The organism is Ensifer sp. GW823-FHT05D09, from assembly GCF_058795755.1.
Map to the genome: position 1 here is coordinate 546372 of NZ_JBXAIA010000001.1, position 16082 is coordinate 562453.

Sequence of the window (16082 nt, forward strand, 5' to 3'; positions counted from 1 at the left end):
GTGACGATTGCAAGGCTTTGTTTGTCGATGCCTGGGCGGGCTGTGCGGCTATGCACATATGAGCGCCCAGCGCGGTTTGGCGCCGCCGAATGCTGGCAATGTTTCAAGCATGTCTAAGAGGGAAATGGTGCTGCTAGAGAGATTTGAACTCTCGGCCTCTCCCTTACCAAGGCAGAGGAGAAGCTTCTATAAGCGATTGAACGCTTAGTGGAAATATGTAGCGCGCAGCAAAAATGCACGTGAATTGCACGCCCGACTTAGATCTTGTCTCGTTGCCATGGATGCCTAGCTTTCGGCACAAGTTCTGGTAAAGGTGTCGCTATATTATTGCTGCACGCTAACGCGGTTTGAATGATGCATTACACGAAGGCGCCCATCGTCGAGGCTCTGTTACAACTTCAATTCGTTGAGAACTTATCTGACGCCGATATGGGGAGAGTTTCCCGCAAGGCCATGTCCTTTTATCCCGAGAAGGAGGACATGCGGGATTTCCAAGTTCAGGTTAAAGTTCACCGTGGTCGTGCTACGCCTGAGATTGGCGCGACAAAGGAATGGTTCCGGCACGCATCAAAGGATACTGCGGACGTCTTTGTGATTAACAGAGATCAGTTTACTGTTGCGAGGCGGGCGCCCTACGGAAATTGGGGTGAGTTCTTCGGGCGCTTCGACAGGGATTACGAATTTGTAAGCAAAGTACTCGGTTATAAGAAGATAGCACGGATCGGCCTTCGCTACGTTAACCGCATAGATGTGCCGAAAACTGGCAAAGCTGGAGTTGATATTCGTTCCTTCTTGAATGTGTATCCACACGCACCAGATAACGTCTATGAAAACCTACTTTCAAGCCAGGTGAGGTTCGAGTACTCTGACCCGGAGACCGGGGCGATAGTTGTGGTTACTTCAGGAATTGTGGAGGCTGCGCTGATAAATCATGTCTCCTATCTTCTGGATATTGATGTAGTACTGCAAAGCAACATTCCGGTTAGTCGCAGTGAACAGATGGAAAAAATACAATCTCTTCGGGCGTTGAAGAATGACGCATTCGAGAAGTTCGTAACAGACGAAGCAAGGAGGCTGTTTGATGCTTAGCCGCACAACGCTTGGCCCGTCGATGGCTGTGCCATTTCTTGACTACGCGTCTCACCTGGATGATTTGTATAATGAGAAGACTGCTACTGCTCGCAAGCAAGCAATCTTCCAAGAAGTCACTCTTGTGCAAGATGTTCCGCAAGCAGCTATGTCGCTGAAAGAGGCGACGGCCCTTTACGCGATGTATCTCACCTTCGATGAGCGCGATCGGCTGTTTGGAGAGCTTGATTTCCTACTGGATCCAGACGGTTGGGATGAGCAGGACGCACTACCGAACAGATTGGCGTTCGTGAACTTCCTGAAGTGGGCAGTCGAGACGCGACGCCACGACTGGACGTCGCTAGGCTTAGATGGTGATGGAAACACATCCGTTGCGTTCAAACGGGGTAGTAACATCCTGACCGCATTGTTCCTGCCAAATGCGAATGTACAGTGGACGAGCAAGCGAATTACGGAGGACGGCCCCGACGTTGCTGCTGGGCAAGCGCCTCTACGAATATTTGCGCAGAATTCAGCGGATTTACTTGAAAGACTTTAATGGCCGAACGCACTATTCCGGACGAGCATCATGTCGTTCGACATTGCCCCAAAAACCGTACTATACGCGAGAATGGTGAAGTAGTGGGTGTTTTCCCGCAATTGTTTGAGCTTCGGATCCATCGCAACGAGAGCTACCTGTCATCGTGTTACTATGAGTACTTTGATGGAGACTCTCTCGAACGAATTCATCAGTGTATCGACGCAACGCCGCGTAGCATTGGCGACCGGGACTGCATGATTCTAATGAATGTGGGAAAAACGAGGTCTATCGCTGCTGCGCACGGAGCAAAAGTTCGCGTTGTCCACAACCACGACAACACAAACAATCCGGCCTATGCCAAAATAAAGGGCGTTCCGTTCGACCCTTCTAGTGCGATCTTGTCGCTGTTGGCGGAAGAGGCCCAAGACAAGATCTATCTTGTCGCAGACGTTCGTAATCGTTAGGCGGAGGCTTGCGAGCCTAATTGTAGGTTCCGGCCCCATTTGACTAACCGTCGAGACCAATAGACTGGATCTCGCCACCATTCTTGGTCGCGCCACAGCTTGGGCACTGGCAGCGTGTTGATCGCCTCGACCAGAGGCTGCTGCGGCACGTGTGTGTAGTGTCGGCTCATGTCGTCGGCGGCGTGGCCGAGGATCTGGTCCTTGATGTACGGGTGAATTCCGTTGACCACAAGCTGTGTCGAGACCGTGTGGCGTGCGGTGTAGGGCGCAATGTCGACAATTGAGATGCCGCGTTTCGTTAGGCGGTTTCGAGCGCCGGTAATGGCGCTCGAAATCTGGCCCCCAAACTCCTCCGTCGGTGGGTAGGGCTCTCCCTTATGTGAACGGAACAGAATGCCGCCACGCGCCACGAGCGCCTCAAAGAGCGGCACGAGAAACTCGTGGATAGGAACGCCTCGCGCCTCGCCCGTCTTGCTTCGGTCCAGCGTAATCCAGCGGCCCGACACGTTCACATCCGCAGCCTCTAGGGTGAGCATCTCGATCGGCCTCATGCCGGTGTAAAACAGCGCGGTCATCAGCTGAGCCGGGGCGGGCGACATAGCGGCAACAAACTGCGCGGCTCGGTCATAGGACGTCGGCTTGGTGCCGGCACGGACCTTGAGTTTCACGACGTTCGTGCCCTTGGCCTTTCTTGGCCGCCTCCATTGGCGAACCTCGGCCCATTGGTTGCCTGCGGCATGGTTCCAGACAGCGATGAAAGGCGTGTAGCACTGTCGGTTGCGCGTCTCCGCCGAGGCTGTTGGGAAGAGGATGCGGGATGCTGCGTCAAGGTCTGATTGCGTCAGGTCTTTCAGCAGCCTGCCGCGAAAGTGAGTGACGATGCCAGAGACTTTACCTGTTGCGGCCGAGACCTTGATGAGAAACCTCTCGGAGCCTCCGGATGCGATATAGGACTGCGCGGCCTCTTCGAACTTGATGAGCGCTTTCTTGCCGTGAACACTCTCGTTCAGCAGGCGGTTTTCCGTTTGGATGCGGATCGCCTCCGCGATTTCTCGGTCGCGAGTGCCAGTAGATTCAAATACGCTTTGTCCGCGGACGGTGCCCCGGATGTAGTAGAAGTCCGAGCCTTTGCGCTCGACGAGCTTGAGTGGCATCGCATCGCATCCCAGATTGCCAGCAGGTCGCTCTCGCTGAAGAGGAGATCGCGACCTGAAATAGTGCATAGGCCATCGCGCTTGGCAACCTTGGTGACCGCACGGATGGTCAACCGTAAGTATGCGCAAGCCTCCTCGAGTGTGTAAATCTTGCCGAGTGGGCCGTCGGAGGCAGCTGTCATTGTCGCCTCCATCAAAAGGGAATGTCGTCATCGAGCTGGCGGCTGCTGCTCGTGCTGGTGGACTGTCGGGAAGATTGGCCGGCGGCGCGGTCGCCGTCATAGCCGTAATCGCCGGGGCCATCGCCGCCGGCGCGGTAGCCGGAGCCCTCGCGCTTACCGGAGAGCATGATCAGGCTGGCGTTGAAGCCCTGCAGGACGATCTCGGTCGAGTAGCGGTCCTGGCCGGACTGGTCCTGCCACTTGCGCGTGGTGAGCTGGCCTTCGACCATCACCTTGTCGCCCTTGTGGACATACTGCTCGATCACCTTGCACAGCGGTTCGTTGAACACGACGACGCTGTGCCACTCCGTCTTCTCGCGCTTCTCGCCGGTGTTGCGGTCGCGCCAAGATTCTGATGTTGCGATACGCAGGCTGGCGATCGGTCGACCGTCCTGCGTGCGGCGGATTTCGGGATCGGCGCCGAGGTTGCCGATCAATTGGACCCTGTTGAGATATCCGGACATGTCACCTCAGTGCTCGGTTGGCGGCGACGATCGAGGCGCGTTCAAGCACCAGGTCCTCGCCGAGAAGGCGGTAGGCCATCTTTCGGAATTGCTCCTCGGCCTTCATCGGCGCCCATGGCTTTATGGCGCCGGTCAGCTTCGGGGATTGGGATTGGGGCATGTTCTGGCCGGCGCGTGGGCCGAAGAGCGCGATCGCCTCGGCCCGGCACATGCGGTTGTCCATGTCCTTGACGAGCTTCTTCTGCCGGTTCGTCCAGGCTTCCGGGCCGGGGAGGCCGGCGGCGAAATAGATCACCTCATCCCAGGCGGCCTTGCTGGCGGCGATGGCGTCTGCCATCCGCTCCTCGCCGTAGAGATAGAAGCTCACGGACGAATAGAGGATCTGCGACGGGCGGGACTGGTCGCCGACGATGTATTCGTGACCATCATGCAGCAGAAAGAAAGCGGCATCCCTCTGGCTGCCGCCTTCATTCATGATCGCCTGGGCTCCCATGACGGAGTGCTGTGCGACCGGGTAGGCGAGACCGGGGTTGCGGCCATCGAAACGCGCGATCTTCGACAGAGCGTTGCCCATCTCCAGAAAGCACACTTCAGCCGCATCCGGCGCGGCGATATCGATCACCGAGCCGTCAGCGGCAAAAGACCAGACAGGATTGGGGGCAAGGCGGGTGTCGACCGACATCGTCACCTCCGATCCAGCGAGAGGCGAACAACGGTGTCAACCGCGTCGTTGAGAAGCCAGCCTCCGGACACGCAGCAGAGCGCAAAGACAAGCGCGACGATGCGGAATGTCCGGAGGGGCGGGTCGCGCAAGGTGATCTGCTTGGGAGGATCCACGCGACCGCCAAAGGGGGTGAAGTGGTTCTGCATCGTCAGGCGACCTGACGAACCGACTGGCGGCGGGCGATGGCCCGGGCCTTTTCGAAGAGCCGCAAGATCGTCTTGCGGGTCCATCCGAGGCCGATAAGCGCTTCGATGCTGATGTTCTGTCCGGAAAAGGCCAGTTCCCGCATATCGTCTGCCAGGCGCTCTTCGAGCGTTCGTTTGCAGCGCGGAGCCGCGACGATCTTCGCCGCGGCGGTTTCGGAATAGCGTTGAATGCGGATCATCTCCGTGCACCTCTGTTGAGAGGAGAACAGATATAAGTGATAATTACATTCTAAGGCAAGCGGAAATTATAAGTACGGCTTAGGTCGTTTGGGTCTGGACTCTTCCGGCAAAAGAATCAAGTATGCGAACGGAAAGAGAACAAAGGGTGCGGCAAAGATGTCAACAGAGGTTCTGCTAGGGCAAGCTAGTCGATTGGGAATTGAATGCGGGGACTGTGGGCGCAGTCGATGGATCACTCCAGGCCAGATGACCGGTCGGGGCATCACGCTGCATACGGCCCTATCTGTCGTGTCGAAGAAGTTCACTTGCTCGGCATGCCACGACGACGGGCTGCCGGGTAAGAATATCTCTGTGCAAGTCTACTTCAATCGTGACGCTGACCGACTGAGGGCTGAGACCGAAGTCCTCAGAAACCAAGCAGTTCTTTCAAAGGGATCACGCGCCAGAGGTTTTTAACCCGGTAGCGATCGAACGTGATTTCCTTGGCGGGATTGTATTGCTCGACGATGATTTCCTTCGTGGTCCTCTGCTTCAGCCGCTTCACGAAAGACATGCCTGGCTGATCCTCTTCATCGCCAAACATCTCGACGACAACGTGGTCGCCTGGGACCGCGTCCCTGCCGCCGCAATAGATCACATCGCCCGGATCGTACCGGGGTATCATGCTGTCGCTTAGGATATGGAGGGCGAAGACATTCCAGATTGACGCGATGCCTGGTGGTCGGCGCACATACCCGGCCACTTCGCCATTAAACGTGAAGTCTCCATCGTCTCCACCGTAACTGACGCCCAACAACTTTACGTCCATTGGGCCTGTCGGAGGCGGTGCAGGGTCAGATATGATCTCCGCGTCTGCGAGATCCTTGGTGTCTGTATAGACGATGTCACCGCGAGATAGGGCGGCCGGTTCAAGGCCGAGAATTTCAGCGGTCCGCATCAAGTTCTCGGTGCTGGGGAGGTTTCTGCCGCCTTCCCACATGCCTACTGCGGCAACATCAATGCCGAGCGCTTCAGCAATATTGCGCTGTACCAGGCCGCGCCGCTTGCGCGCTGTGCGAATTGCTGCCCCAACTTTGATCGCGAGTTCACCTTTAGCCATGCTTATAAGTGGCCTAATTCCTCCTTCTTGGTCCATGTAATTATAGCTTGTGTCATTTTCTAAGTTATGCTTATATCCGACCATGATGACGATTGACCCCTCACTCGCTTTGGCAATTGAGCGCGTTGGCAGCGCCAGCGAACTCGCGCGACAACTCGGCATTACCCCTGCTGCAGTGCTGCAGTGGGAGAAAGTGCCGGTTAGCCGTGTTCTTTCCGTTGAACGGATCAGCGGTGTTTCCCGTCATCTTTTGCGCCCCGACATATACGGCCCGGCCACGGAGGCTGTGAATGAAGCGATGTTTTGCATGCGGCCCTCCGTGATCTGCTGACGGCCTGAACATCACATTTTCGAACCTGTCCCGCCACGGGAAAACCCGCCGGAAATTCCCGGCGCGGGACGGCTTTGTCTTGTCTAGATTGGAGTGTTTCCGATGTCAGTTTCCGATGCATGGATGTTTCGTGTGAAGGCGGCGCAGCGCGATTTGATCGAGGCATGCGGCGGCATTCGACGGGTGGAAACCCGGTTCAATTACGGCAAGAGCACGGTCGGCCGCTGGAACGACGGCAACGACCCGACGTTGATGCCGCTGACCGCCATCGTGGCCTTGGAAAGCGATTGCGGCATTCCCTACGTGACCGGCGCCCTCGCCGAGGTCAATGGCCGTCGCCTCACAGACCCGGATGAAGACAAGGTTTCCGACGTTTGCGTCATGACCACGCACGCGGAGCTCCTGCGCCACACTGCCGAGCTTGCCAACGGCATGGCGATCGCAATCTCCGACAGTCGGGTGACGCCCGCCGAGGCTCACACCATCGATCGCATTGCCGCTTCAATGCAGAACGCGATGAACGACATGCGTGCTGCGCTCGCCGCCATCAAGGCCAAGGGCGGCGCTTCGGCCAGCCTGCGCGTCGTTGGCGAGGAGTGAAGCCATGTGCAAGGCTCGCGTCACTCGGATCGTATGTCTGGGCTGCAAAGGTTCGGGAATTCTTGGTTGGCTCACCGGCAGGTGCCCACGCTGCGAAGGTGTCGGCAAGGTGCCGGTGGCTAAGGCTCTGAGAATGGCGGATGAGCGCTACGCTCATTCGCGCGCCGGGCTGACCTCGGGCGACTACAGCCTGAAGACTGCCGATCGCCTGCAGTCGGAAGCTCGCGCTGTTTATGCCATCGCCGGAAAGGTGCCTCTCTGGTCGCCGAGGCTCGTCGTCGACGAGGTAGCGCGATGAACGCCATGATCGCCGCCCTCCGCATCGAGAACGAGACGCTGAAAGAGCGGGTTCGCCAGCTCGAAGACGCGCTCGCTCCAAGTGAATTCGACATTCCGGCGCACTATGGCCTCAGCCAGACTGAGGAAACTCTGCTGCGCCACCTGGCATCGCGCGATTTTGCGAGCCGAGAATCTATCATGCTTGCGCTTTACAGCGCTCGATCCGAGGCCGAGCCGAGCCCTACCATTGTCACCGTCTGGGTCAGCAAGTTGCGCGCCAAGGTGAAAGCGCACGGCGTTACGATATCCGCCGTCTGGGGCCGCGGATACCGCCTCGACAACCGACAGGCATTTCTTCGCGAGGTGGCAGCATGGTGAGCGGCCCCCTCACACAATCGCGCGCCGAGCGTGACCGCATCCGTGCCGCGAAAGGTCTGCAGCGCAAGGAACTGCTGCGCGCCATCCGCAAGACTGTGAAGGGCTGGAAGGACGGAGCGACGACGGAAGCCAGCATGCAGCGCATTTCCGATCTCATGGACGGGAAGGTGCAGTGATGTGGTTGGCGAATTCAGACCAGGTCAGCGCGTTGCTTGAAGTACAAAGTTTTACTCCAGGCGGCAGGCTCTTCCACTTCGCTCATAATAGACTGCCATTCTGTAAAAGTATCGTGGCGCGGTGGATTACCGCGAACGTAGAAATTTCCATTAGACTCGATCGACTTGGTGAGGATGTTCGTTGGACAATTGCCAAGATCAGCACCAGTGAAGTCGCAGTCTATGAAGCTTGTTTCTTTGCTTTGTTCGTAGAGCTCAATGTGTCCAATGAAGCATTTTTCAAGCTTGCAGTTCCACATGAATCTTTTCTTCTCTCGAAGATCGCAATATTCCAGCAGAACTTCTTCGAAAGTGGCGTAGTATCTACCAATATTCTGTATTGTTTTGTTGTGTGCAATTCCACCAAAGTATTTTTGCTCGTCAACGCCTCTCAAACCTTCCCAAACAACATTGTCATTGGGTGCCTTAAGTCGAAGAATGATGTCAGCTTCCAGGCCTTGAGCGCCGCCTCGCGCCAATGCGCGGCGGGCAGCGAGCCTGGCGGTCTCAAGATTTTGATTGTGATAGGCGCGCACATAAAAGTCGGCGAGCACGTTCATCGCTTGGAGAGCGAATTGCTTCTTTGGCGATTCGAGGACCAGTTCAAGTGTGACAATGCCGCCGATGATCTGCGCTTCTTTGTCCTTGTCGCCGAGGAGCTTGGCCCCCTCCTGGAGAAGTTTTGCAAGATTCGACTCTTCATTTGCGTCGTTCTGTCGGATCTGCTGTTGAACCTGCATTCTTTGCTGGTCGAGTTGATCGGCCTGATGCTTCAACTGTTGTGTGTTCAGGACCCCGCGCCAAGCGACGGTGCAGAAAGTTACCACGGCCAACAACGCGGCTCCGAATGGGGTAAACGCCTGAGCGCGTTGAACCATGAGGCGCGGCGATCCGGTTCCAAAAACCCACAGAGCGAAGAAGGAGCCCATCGCTATTGTGATCATGAAGCTAGCGATTGCGAGCGCAAACCACGTCTCAGCCTTGATCTTTGGCCCATCGCTGTGTGGCTCGGTTTCCTCGAATTTGCTCACAATAACTTTCCCCAACTCCTATTTGCCGAACGCTATCATTCAACTGAGCGTTTAACAGCGGGCGGTCGGTTGCCCTCCACAGAATTGGAGGTTGCCGCTTGAGTCAGATCCGCCTCTTCATCGTTACCAACAATCCGATGCGCGCGCTTGGCGACACGCTGGGCTGCGCCACCACCAATGCGCCGAAGTGGTGCCGGGTGGTCAGCGATCCCGCCGACATTCTGCAGATCGTCTCCGGCTCGAAGTGCATTGCCGCCTGGTACGGAAACGGCACCTCGGCCGCTGAATACGTATGGCGCGAGCGACGGTTGAGCGGCGGCATCGTGTTCCTCGCCGACGAGGACTGGCAGCGGCTGTCCGCATGGATCGACAAGCAGAAGGACGGCGCGACACGCGTAGCCGAGCCGGAAGCGGCCAAGCCGCTGGCAATACCCGCCAAGGTCGTCGCGCAGCCGACCGGCCGCGCGAACCTTATCCAGCAATTCACCTGAAGGAGACGCACATGGGGAAGCAAATCGCCAAGGTGGGCTTTTTCGAGCCGGGTCTGGTGAAGGCCGCCGACTTCGCGAAATTCCAGCCTTATCAACGGTCGGAGTTCTGCCGACTCGCGGCCGAGGCCGGCATCGGCCATCACGCGCTTGCCGAGATGATGGCTGTGCCGGTGCATGAGATCATCACCGCGACGCAGCTGCGCCACGCGCACTATCCCTTCGAGCGGGACGTTGCTCAGACCGGCGGTGTTCGCAGGCCGGAAACGGCTTCGATGAAAACGAAGATCAAACTGCTTTCCTTCATCGCCGAGGCACCGGACGGCACGATCACCATCAGCCTCAACAACATGATGAAGGCGACGCGGACACGTCGCCCCTCGCTGATCGCCGCGCTGAAGCTGTTTCGCGAGAAGGGCTATGTCTCGGTTTCGCGCGATGGCGCAGGCGCCGTGCCGAGCGTGTTTCGTCTGACACTTAAGGGCGAGGCGGCTTTGAGCCGCTGGAAGGAAGCGGCATGAGACCGTTCCGCACCGATCGCCAGTTGCTGATCATCGCGCCGACACTGTTCGAATGCGCCAAGGCCGCCGAGGCGAACGGCCTCGTGCCGGGCCGGATCGAGAATTTCCGCAACGTAACCCGGGCGCACGCCTTGCGCGGCATCTCGGCCGGCACGCCCTTCATCGCTATCAATCGCGACAGCTGGAGCGCCACCAAGGACGGGCACGATCTGGATGTCGCGCTGGCCGCGCTGCAGCGGCAAGGCCGGGTGCGACTGGCGCAGCCTGACGACATCGCGGCGCATTGCGAGTTCGATGCCCTGGGCGTGAGAGAAGCGAGGCTCGCGTGAATGTGGCTCTACGTTCCGAACCTATCAACATCATCTCCCTCTGCACTGGGGGGGGCGGCCTCGATCTCGGCGTCGAGCTGGCAATTGAACGCGCTCGCATCGTCTGCATGGTGGAGAGGGAAGCATTCGCCGTCGCGCACCTGGTATCAGCGATGCAACAAGGTCTCCTGGCTCCAGCTCCTATTTGGAGCGATGCCAGAACCTTCAACGGCCGAGCATGGCGTGGCGCAGTGGACGGCATCATTGGCGGCATCCCGTGTCAGCCTCATAGCCTCGCCGGAAAGCGGCTCGGAGAAGACGACGAGCGCGACCTATGGTCTGTCGCCCGCCGAATTATCGTCCAGTCCGGCGCGTGGTTTGTCCTCATCGAAAACGTCAGGGGCATGCTCTCGTCGGGCGGAGCGGAACGCGTCTGGCGAGACCTTCGCCGATTGGGCCTCGACGTTGAGGGAGGATTGTTCACGGCGGCAGAAATCCGCGCGAGCCATGAGCGCGAGCGCATTATCATCCTCGCAGTGGCCGACCGCAACGACCAGCAACGGCGGGGACAACACGAATTCAGCAGCAGTGAAAGAACGTGGCCACGGCAACAATCTCGTCGGAGTGGCGACGACGTGGCAGACGCCGTTGGTAGCGGACGCCGGGGAGAAGGTGACGCCGGCCAGCCTGCAGAACTCTTTGCTCAAGCAGACGTCACAATGGGCGACGCCGAGAGCAACAGACGGCGAGAAGGGCGGACCGAACCAGAGCTTTGGAGCGGGGGGCATGCCCTTGCCGGCCCAAACGGTCCAGTGGTCGACGCCGTCGGTAGCGGACGTGCAGGGCGGGCGGAAATCTCGGAGCGGCGATCGTCAATCCGAACTCCTGATGAATGGGCAAGCAGATGCCCTCTGTTCCCACCTGGACCAAACGACATCGAACAATGGCGAGCCGTCCTCGAAAGAGCGCCGCAGCTTGAACCCGCGGTTCGTAGAATGGCTGATGGGATGGCCCATCGGGTGGACGAGCTGCGAATGCTCGGCAACGGCGTTGTTAGCCTGGAAGCAGCGTATGCGATCCGCACTCTTGCAACTCGGCTTGCCGCGCGAGGCTCCGCCGGCGCAGCTCGCCTTGTTCGGATGATGGAGGTCCATCAATGACGCTCGTTATCGATCTGTTCGTTGAAGAGGCTCGCGGCGTTGATGTCGTCGACACTGCCATAGGCCTCGGCCTGGTGCGTGCCGACTTCAAGGGCAACCACGCGGGACCGTGCCCCGTCTGTCAGGGCAAGGATCGCTTTGCGATCAGCAGCGCCAAACAGGCATGGCACTGCCGGAGTTGCGGTCTGGGCGGCAAGGATGGGATCAGCCTCGTTGCGCACGCGAAGCATATCGACCTGAAGACGCGAGGTGGCTTCCTGGCCGCCTGCGCCGAGGTGCTTGGCAAACCTTTGCCTGACGAGGCCGAGCGGGAAAGCGAAGAGGAAATCGCAGCGCGCCTGCAGCGTATCGAGGAGCAGAAGCGCAAGAACGAGATGGTAGCGGCCGTGCGGGCCAAGGAACAGGACGGCTTCCGCGAGCGGGAAGTGAACAAGGCGCGCGGCATATTCTTCAGCGCTGCCGGCGAACCGCATCCAGCAGTCGCCGCATACCTGAAGGCGCGCACCGGTTTTGATATGCCGCCCGAAGTCTTCGCCTATCTGCGCAGCGCCGCGCGCGCCACATACTGGCATGGGAAGGACGATCGCGGGCACGAGGTCTCGCATCATGTCGGGCCGGCTATGGTCGCGGCTTTCGTTGATCTCGACAGCTATGTGACCGGTTGCCATCAGACATGGATCGACATGGACAACGGGCCGAAGTTCCGGCCGGATCTCGGCGCCGATAGCGAAGGCAATGCCCTGCCGACAAAGAAGATGCGGGGGACGAAAAAGGGTTCGGTTATCCCGCTCTTCGGCTTGATGTCGTCGGCTCGATGGATGGGCGGCGAAGGTATCGAGAATGGTCTTTCGATCGCCGGGGCCGAGAAGTTTCGCGCCGACACCTTCTATTTCGCGGCCGGAGACCTCGGCAATCTCGCCGGCCCGGCCGATCCGAAATCGTCCTTCGCCCATCCCGAGCTGACGAAGCAGGACGTGCGTGGTCGCACCATTAAGGTGCGAGTGGCGGGGCCGGAGCCAAAGGTCGACCAGGCGCCCGGCGATGCGATGCAGGTGCCGGCGCATGTGACCGAGCTGGTGCTGCTCGCCGACGGCGACAGCGAGATCGTGTTCACGGCGGCCGCGATGGCGCGAGCGGAAAAGCGCCTATCCCGCAAGGGACTTGAAATTCAGACCTGGTGGCCGCCGGCCGGCATGGACTTTTCAGCATTGATGACGAGGTATTGACGTGGCGGAACGTAAAAAGCGGCCGGACCTGCCAGAGGTTGTCGCCCAGAAGATGGAAGAAGCCGCCGCGCAGCGGGCAGTTGAAAACCCCGAAACCCCTCTCGGTCCTTCGGACGAGCCATCGGCTCACATCCTGGCCGATCTAGAGCCCGACGACGCCGCGGTCGAATACTGCGCCGAGTTCGATCACTCTGACACGGATAACGGCAAGCGGCTGATCACCCACTTCGGCACTGACATCATCGTGCTGGCGCAGGAGAAGGCAAAGCAGCCTGCATTCGCAGTTTGGACCGGAACACACTGGGATGTGTCCAATGGCGGGCCGAAGGCACTGGCGATCGCGCAGCGCCTCGGCGACCGGATCGCGCGGGAAGTCGAGTTCATCAAGCCCAATCCGTTCGAGCAGATGCTGATCGAAAAAGCCGCCGATGCTCGGAAGAAACCGGAGGAGGATCGCGGCCCGGCCGAGAAGCGGCTGGTGATCGCGGCCGAGAAGGCGGAGGAGGCGCACAGCAAGCGCGTCAAGCGCCGGCTCGACCATGCCGTCACCTCGAAGAATGTCGCCAAGATGCAAGCGGCGCTATCCTGCGCCGCGCCACATATCATGCGCACGCCGAACGACTTCAATGCCGATCGGATGATGGTGGCGGTGCAGAATGCCACGCTGGTCTTTCACAGGAAGACCGAGCGCCGAAAGAACCCACGCCACAAGAGCGTGGCGGAAACGCCTGACGCGACCGAATACATCGACGCTTGCATAGATTCATCGCTCGAAGTCATTCCGGGCCACCGTCGCAAGGACATGATCACGCATATCGTCCCGGTTCGCTATCGGCCGGACGCGAAGTGCCCGAAGTGGATGGCCTTCATCGACAGCAAGCTGCCGGACAAGGACGTGCGCCGCCTGGTGCAGGTGAGTTCGGGTCTCGGGTTGCTCGGCATCACGGTGCAATATCTGTTCTTCCACTATGGCGACGGCGCCAACGGCAAGTCGGTCTACATGGAAACGCTCTGCCGGCTGCTGGCGGATGTGGCAGTCACGCTGCCCTCGACGAGCTTGATCGGGGAAGGTGGATCATCGGGCAGCGCCAGCCCGGATCTTGCGCGCCTGCATGGCCGCCGGATGCTTCGCGTCAAGGAGCTGCCGGAAGGCGAGGATCTGCGAGAGAACCTCGTGAAGGAGCTGACGGGCGGCGAGACGATCACGGCGCGCGATCTCTTCTCCGGCTACACCGACTTCCTGCCGATCTTCATCGCGATCATGAGTGGCAACGGTTATCCGCGCATCACCGGAACTGATGACGGCATATGGCGGCGCATGGCAGTCATCCATTGGCCGAACAAGATCGCCAAGGAAGACCGGCGAGAGTTCGAAGAAATAGTGTCGTCATTCGAGGCGGAGTATCCCGGCATTCTCAACTGGCTGATCGAGGGCGTGCATATCTTCCTGAAAGAGGGTCTGGTGATCCCTGAGGCGGTGGAGCGAGCCACGCAGGAATATCGCGACGACATGGACCGCACCGCCGGCTTTGTCGGCCGATGCATCGAGAAGGATGCGAACGCACAGCCGCTTCAGGGCAAGGTTCTCTATCAGGCCTATTGCGACGATACGATCGACCAGGGCGGTAAGCCCATGAACGTCACGGCTTTCGGCCGAGCGATGCAGAAGAAATTCCGCAAAGAGCGAACGTCGACCGGCGTCGTCTACTACGGCGTTCGCCTCGTCAACGTGCCGTCGCCGACGTCGGGCGGGGCGCCTCCACCCGGCCGCTTCCATCCCGACGAGCCGTGGCCGGACGATCTCCCGTAGGCGCGCGCTCCCCGCAACCCCTCCTTTCAGGGTCAGTTCTGACCAGTTCGTGAAGAGTTGATGATGAGTTCGAAAACGGCAAAAAGTGAATGAAAACAATGGGCATGATGAGTTGTGACGAGTTTTCGCACGTCTATCATATAGGGGATTGGGGAGGTTCGGAGGGATGCTAGTGGGTAGCGTGGTCTAAACTAGTCAAACTGATCTAAGTAACTGAAATAACTATATAAAACTATACATTCAACTATTCATAAACTGGTCATAACTGGTCAGAAGGATATGAAGATGAAGAAAACAACCATCGAAGCTCTCCTGACCTGGGCTTTTACGCAGGAGCTGGGAAAGGTCGGCGCTGCTGCCGATACTGGAACCGGCTACAGCATGGCTTGGAGCGGCATGGCGGAGATGGCTGCACTCGGCACGATGATCGACCGCAGCCCGAACGTCTACGGCGCGATACCGAGCTTCGTCTATGAGGGTGAGCCGCACGAGGATGCTGTTGTGGTCGGCGAGGCGGTGCGTGGTCTTGCTGCCGACGGCTTCGAGATTGCTGCAGGCTGGAACCCTGTCGCCGAGTGGGAAGACGAGCATGGCCTGATCGCTGCGGAGGTGGACCGCATCGCCGAGGAGCAACGCAGCCGCTGCGATCGCTTGAGTGGCCGGCATGTGGCCAGCCTGGTCATATCCTCGGCCATCCTGAAGCGCGGCCCTTGCTGGCAGGCAGAAGCGCCGTCGGTGGTCATGGTCGCGCATATGGGCAAGCCCGCATGGTTCGTCACTCGGCGGGCAAAGGATCGCACTGGCAAGATCTATGAGTATGAGGACAATGGCCTTGACCTTCGTCACCAGCGGCCGGTGAAGGGCGCCTATCGCAAGTGGCGCCTTGACCGTTCCATCCGTAGCGACGTGCTCTCGCGGCTCGACTGGCAGCTCTGGCAATCGGCGCTCGAAGGTTTGCACGGGCAGCTATCGATGACGGGACGGCTCAGTGAGCACGAACTATCTATGTTTCAGCCAATCCGGCAACCATGGAAATTGACTGCCGGATTGGCGCAAGCATTTGATGTGTAATGGTTATTCCGAATATAATGAGCTTGTTGCGCGCGGCAAAAAGTTGACATAGCTTGCCCACAGTAAAAAAGATCAAGTTCGACCCGCTGGACGCAAGCCCGGCGGGTTTCGCTTTTAGGGCGGTGCTATGGCTCGTTTGACGACACTCAAGCCAAAGCTAACCACGCTCGGTTCACGCCTCGCCCGACCCGAAGGAGAAGCCGCTCGCCTCGCCGAGCGTGATCGCAACGTGTCCTGGCGCAAGTGGTACAAGACGGCGCGCTGGCAGAAGCTGCGCATGCAGGTGCTGATCCGTGATCGGTTTACCTGCCAGATGGCCGGATGCGGTCGCATCGAGCCAGACACATCACGGCTGGTAGCTGACCATACCATCAGGCACGGCGGCGATGAGGCGCTGTTCTGGGATGACAGCAACCTTCAATGCCTCTGCAAGCCCTGCCACGACAGGCTCAAACAGAAACAGGAGCGTGCGCAGGCCCACCGGTAGGGGTGGGCCGAAAGTCTAGAGGCCTCTGCCGCCTAGACCCGCGTCCCCCTCATTCA

Annotated in this window: 22 protein-coding genes; 16 read left to right on the forward strand and 6 right to left on the reverse strand. The window is 59.0% G+C overall.

The window, feature by feature from the left end; all coding sequences use genetic code 11:
- Positions 1-351 precede the first annotated feature (351 nt).
- From AC1Q80_RS02635 to AC1Q80_RS02645, 3 genes are read left to right on the forward strand one after another with little or no spacing between them, the layout of a single operon-like run.
- Entirely contained in the window at positions 352-1089 is a 738-nt protein-coding gene (locus tag AC1Q80_RS02635) for a TIGR04255 family protein (protein ID WP_492359558.1), read from the forward strand.
- Complete coding sequence (locus AC1Q80_RS02640) at positions 1082-1627, forward strand: hypothetical protein (RefSeq protein WP_492359559.1); 546 nt, start codon at positions 1082-1084, stop codon at positions 1625-1627. The genes AC1Q80_RS02635 and AC1Q80_RS02640 overlap by 8 nt, the downstream gene beginning before the upstream one ends.
- A complete protein-coding gene (locus tag AC1Q80_RS02645) occupies positions 1627-2073 on the forward strand; it encodes a hypothetical protein (RefSeq protein WP_492359560.1) in 447 nt (148 codons plus the stop codon). Before AC1Q80_RS02640 ends, AC1Q80_RS02645 begins: the two co-directional genes overlap by 1 nt.
- Here the strand turns inward: AC1Q80_RS02645 and AC1Q80_RS02650 are convergent.
- From AC1Q80_RS02650 to AC1Q80_RS02670, 5 genes are all read right to left on the reverse strand, one after another.
- A complete protein-coding gene (locus tag AC1Q80_RS02650; RefSeq protein ID WP_492359561.1) occupies positions 2070-3227 on the reverse strand; it encodes a tyrosine-type recombinase/integrase in 1158 nt (385 codons plus the stop codon). The genes AC1Q80_RS02645 and AC1Q80_RS02650 overlap by 4 nt on opposite strands.
- 193 nt (positions 3228-3420) lie before the next feature.
- Positions 3421-3912: a single-stranded DNA-binding protein gene (locus tag AC1Q80_RS02655; RefSeq protein WP_492359562.1), complete on the reverse strand. Its 492-nt coding sequence runs from the start codon at positions 3910-3912 to the stop codon at positions 3421-3423.
- 1 nt (position 3913) lies between these two features.
- On the reverse strand, positions 3914-4594 hold the full coding sequence (locus AC1Q80_RS02660; RefSeq protein WP_492359563.1) for a hypothetical protein: 681 nt from the start codon (positions 4592-4594) through the stop codon (positions 3914-3916).
- 190 nt (positions 4595-4784) lie between these two features.
- Positions 4785-5021 (reverse strand): hypothetical protein, encoded by a 237-nt coding sequence (locus AC1Q80_RS02665; RefSeq protein ID WP_492359564.1) that lies wholly within the window; start codon positions 5019-5021, stop codon positions 4785-4787.
- Between the two features lie 407 nt (positions 5022-5428).
- On the reverse strand, positions 5429-6121 hold the full coding sequence (locus AC1Q80_RS02670; RefSeq protein ID WP_492359565.1) for an XRE family transcriptional regulator: 693 nt from the start codon (positions 6119-6121) through the stop codon (positions 5429-5431).
- Between the two features lie 82 nt (positions 6122-6203).
- Here AC1Q80_RS02670 and AC1Q80_RS02675 point away from each other — a divergent pair, with 82 nt between their 5' ends.
- The 5 genes from AC1Q80_RS02675 (at position 6204) to AC1Q80_RS02695 (ending at position 7885) form a co-directional block, all read left to right on the forward strand.
- Positions 6204-6452 carry a transcriptional regulator gene (locus tag AC1Q80_RS02675; RefSeq protein WP_492359566.1) on the forward strand — a complete coding sequence of 83 codons (249 nt, stop codon included), beginning with the start codon at positions 6204-6206 and terminating at the stop codon, positions 6450-6452.
- A 102-nt stretch (positions 6453-6554) separates the two neighbouring features.
- Positions 6555-7052 (forward strand): phage regulatory CII family protein, encoded by a 498-nt coding sequence (locus AC1Q80_RS02680; RefSeq protein ID WP_492359567.1) that lies wholly within the window; start codon positions 6555-6557, stop codon positions 7050-7052.
- A gap of 133 nt (positions 7053-7185) precedes the next feature.
- Positions 7186-7350, forward strand: coding sequence for a hypothetical protein (locus AC1Q80_RS02685; RefSeq protein WP_492359568.1), 165 nt, complete (start codon positions 7186-7188; stop codon positions 7348-7350).
- Entirely contained in the window at positions 7347-7709 is a 363-nt protein-coding gene (locus tag AC1Q80_RS02690; protein ID WP_492359569.1) for a winged helix-turn-helix domain-containing protein, read from the forward strand. The genes AC1Q80_RS02685 and AC1Q80_RS02690 overlap by 4 nt, the downstream gene beginning before the upstream one ends.
- Positions 7703-7885 carry a hypothetical protein gene (locus tag AC1Q80_RS02695; protein WP_492359570.1) on the forward strand — a complete coding sequence of 61 codons (183 nt, stop codon included), beginning with the start codon at positions 7703-7705 and terminating at the stop codon, positions 7883-7885. Before AC1Q80_RS02690 ends, AC1Q80_RS02695 begins: the two co-directional genes overlap by 7 nt.
- 14 nt (positions 7886-7899) lie before the next feature.
- Here AC1Q80_RS02695 and AC1Q80_RS02700 read toward each other — a convergent pair whose 3' ends face one another.
- Complete coding sequence (locus tag AC1Q80_RS02700) at positions 7900-8955, reverse strand: hypothetical protein (protein ID WP_492359571.1); 1056 nt, start codon at positions 8953-8955, stop codon at positions 7900-7902.
- Positions 8956-9053: 98 nt separating this feature from the next.
- On the opposite strand from AC1Q80_RS02700, the gene AC1Q80_RS02705 reads away from it, so the two are divergent.
- From AC1Q80_RS02705 to AC1Q80_RS02740, 8 genes are all read left to right on the forward strand, one after another.
- The gene (locus tag AC1Q80_RS02705; protein ID WP_492359572.1) at positions 9054-9446 is read left to right on the forward strand and encodes a hypothetical protein; all 393 of its coding nucleotides are present in this window, start codon (positions 9054-9056) and stop codon (positions 9444-9446) included.
- 11 nt (positions 9447-9457) lie between these two features.
- On the forward strand, positions 9458-9964 hold the full coding sequence (locus AC1Q80_RS02710; protein WP_492359573.1) for a hypothetical protein: 507 nt from the start codon (positions 9458-9460) through the stop codon (positions 9962-9964).
- On the forward strand, positions 9961-10293 hold the full coding sequence (locus tag AC1Q80_RS02715; protein WP_492359574.1) for a hypothetical protein: 333 nt from the start codon (positions 9961-9963) through the stop codon (positions 10291-10293). The genes AC1Q80_RS02710 and AC1Q80_RS02715 overlap by 4 nt, the downstream gene beginning before the upstream one ends.
- A 2-nt stretch (positions 10294-10295) precedes the next feature.
- A complete protein-coding gene (locus AC1Q80_RS02720; RefSeq protein ID WP_492359851.1) occupies positions 10296-11432 on the forward strand; it encodes a DNA cytosine methyltransferase in 1137 nt (378 codons plus the stop codon).
- Positions 11429-12658 (forward strand): DUF7146 domain-containing protein, encoded by a 1230-nt coding sequence (locus tag AC1Q80_RS02725; RefSeq protein ID WP_492359575.1) that lies wholly within the window; start codon positions 11429-11431, stop codon positions 12656-12658. The genes AC1Q80_RS02720 and AC1Q80_RS02725 overlap by 4 nt, the downstream gene beginning before the upstream one ends.
- A 1-nt stretch (position 12659) precedes the next feature.
- Positions 12660-14468: a DNA primase family protein gene (locus AC1Q80_RS02730; protein ID WP_492359576.1), complete on the forward strand. Its 1809-nt coding sequence runs from the start codon at positions 12660-12662 to the stop codon at positions 14466-14468.
- A 285-nt stretch (positions 14469-14753) separates the two neighbouring features.
- On the forward strand, positions 14754-15539 hold the full coding sequence (locus AC1Q80_RS02735) for a hypothetical protein (protein WP_492359577.1): 786 nt from the start codon (positions 14754-14756) through the stop codon (positions 15537-15539).
- 127 nt (positions 15540-15666) lie between these two features.
- On the forward strand, positions 15667-16026 hold the full coding sequence (locus AC1Q80_RS02740) for an HNH endonuclease (protein WP_492359578.1): 360 nt from the start codon (positions 15667-15669) through the stop codon (positions 16024-16026).
- Positions 16027-16082 lie beyond the last annotated feature (56 nt).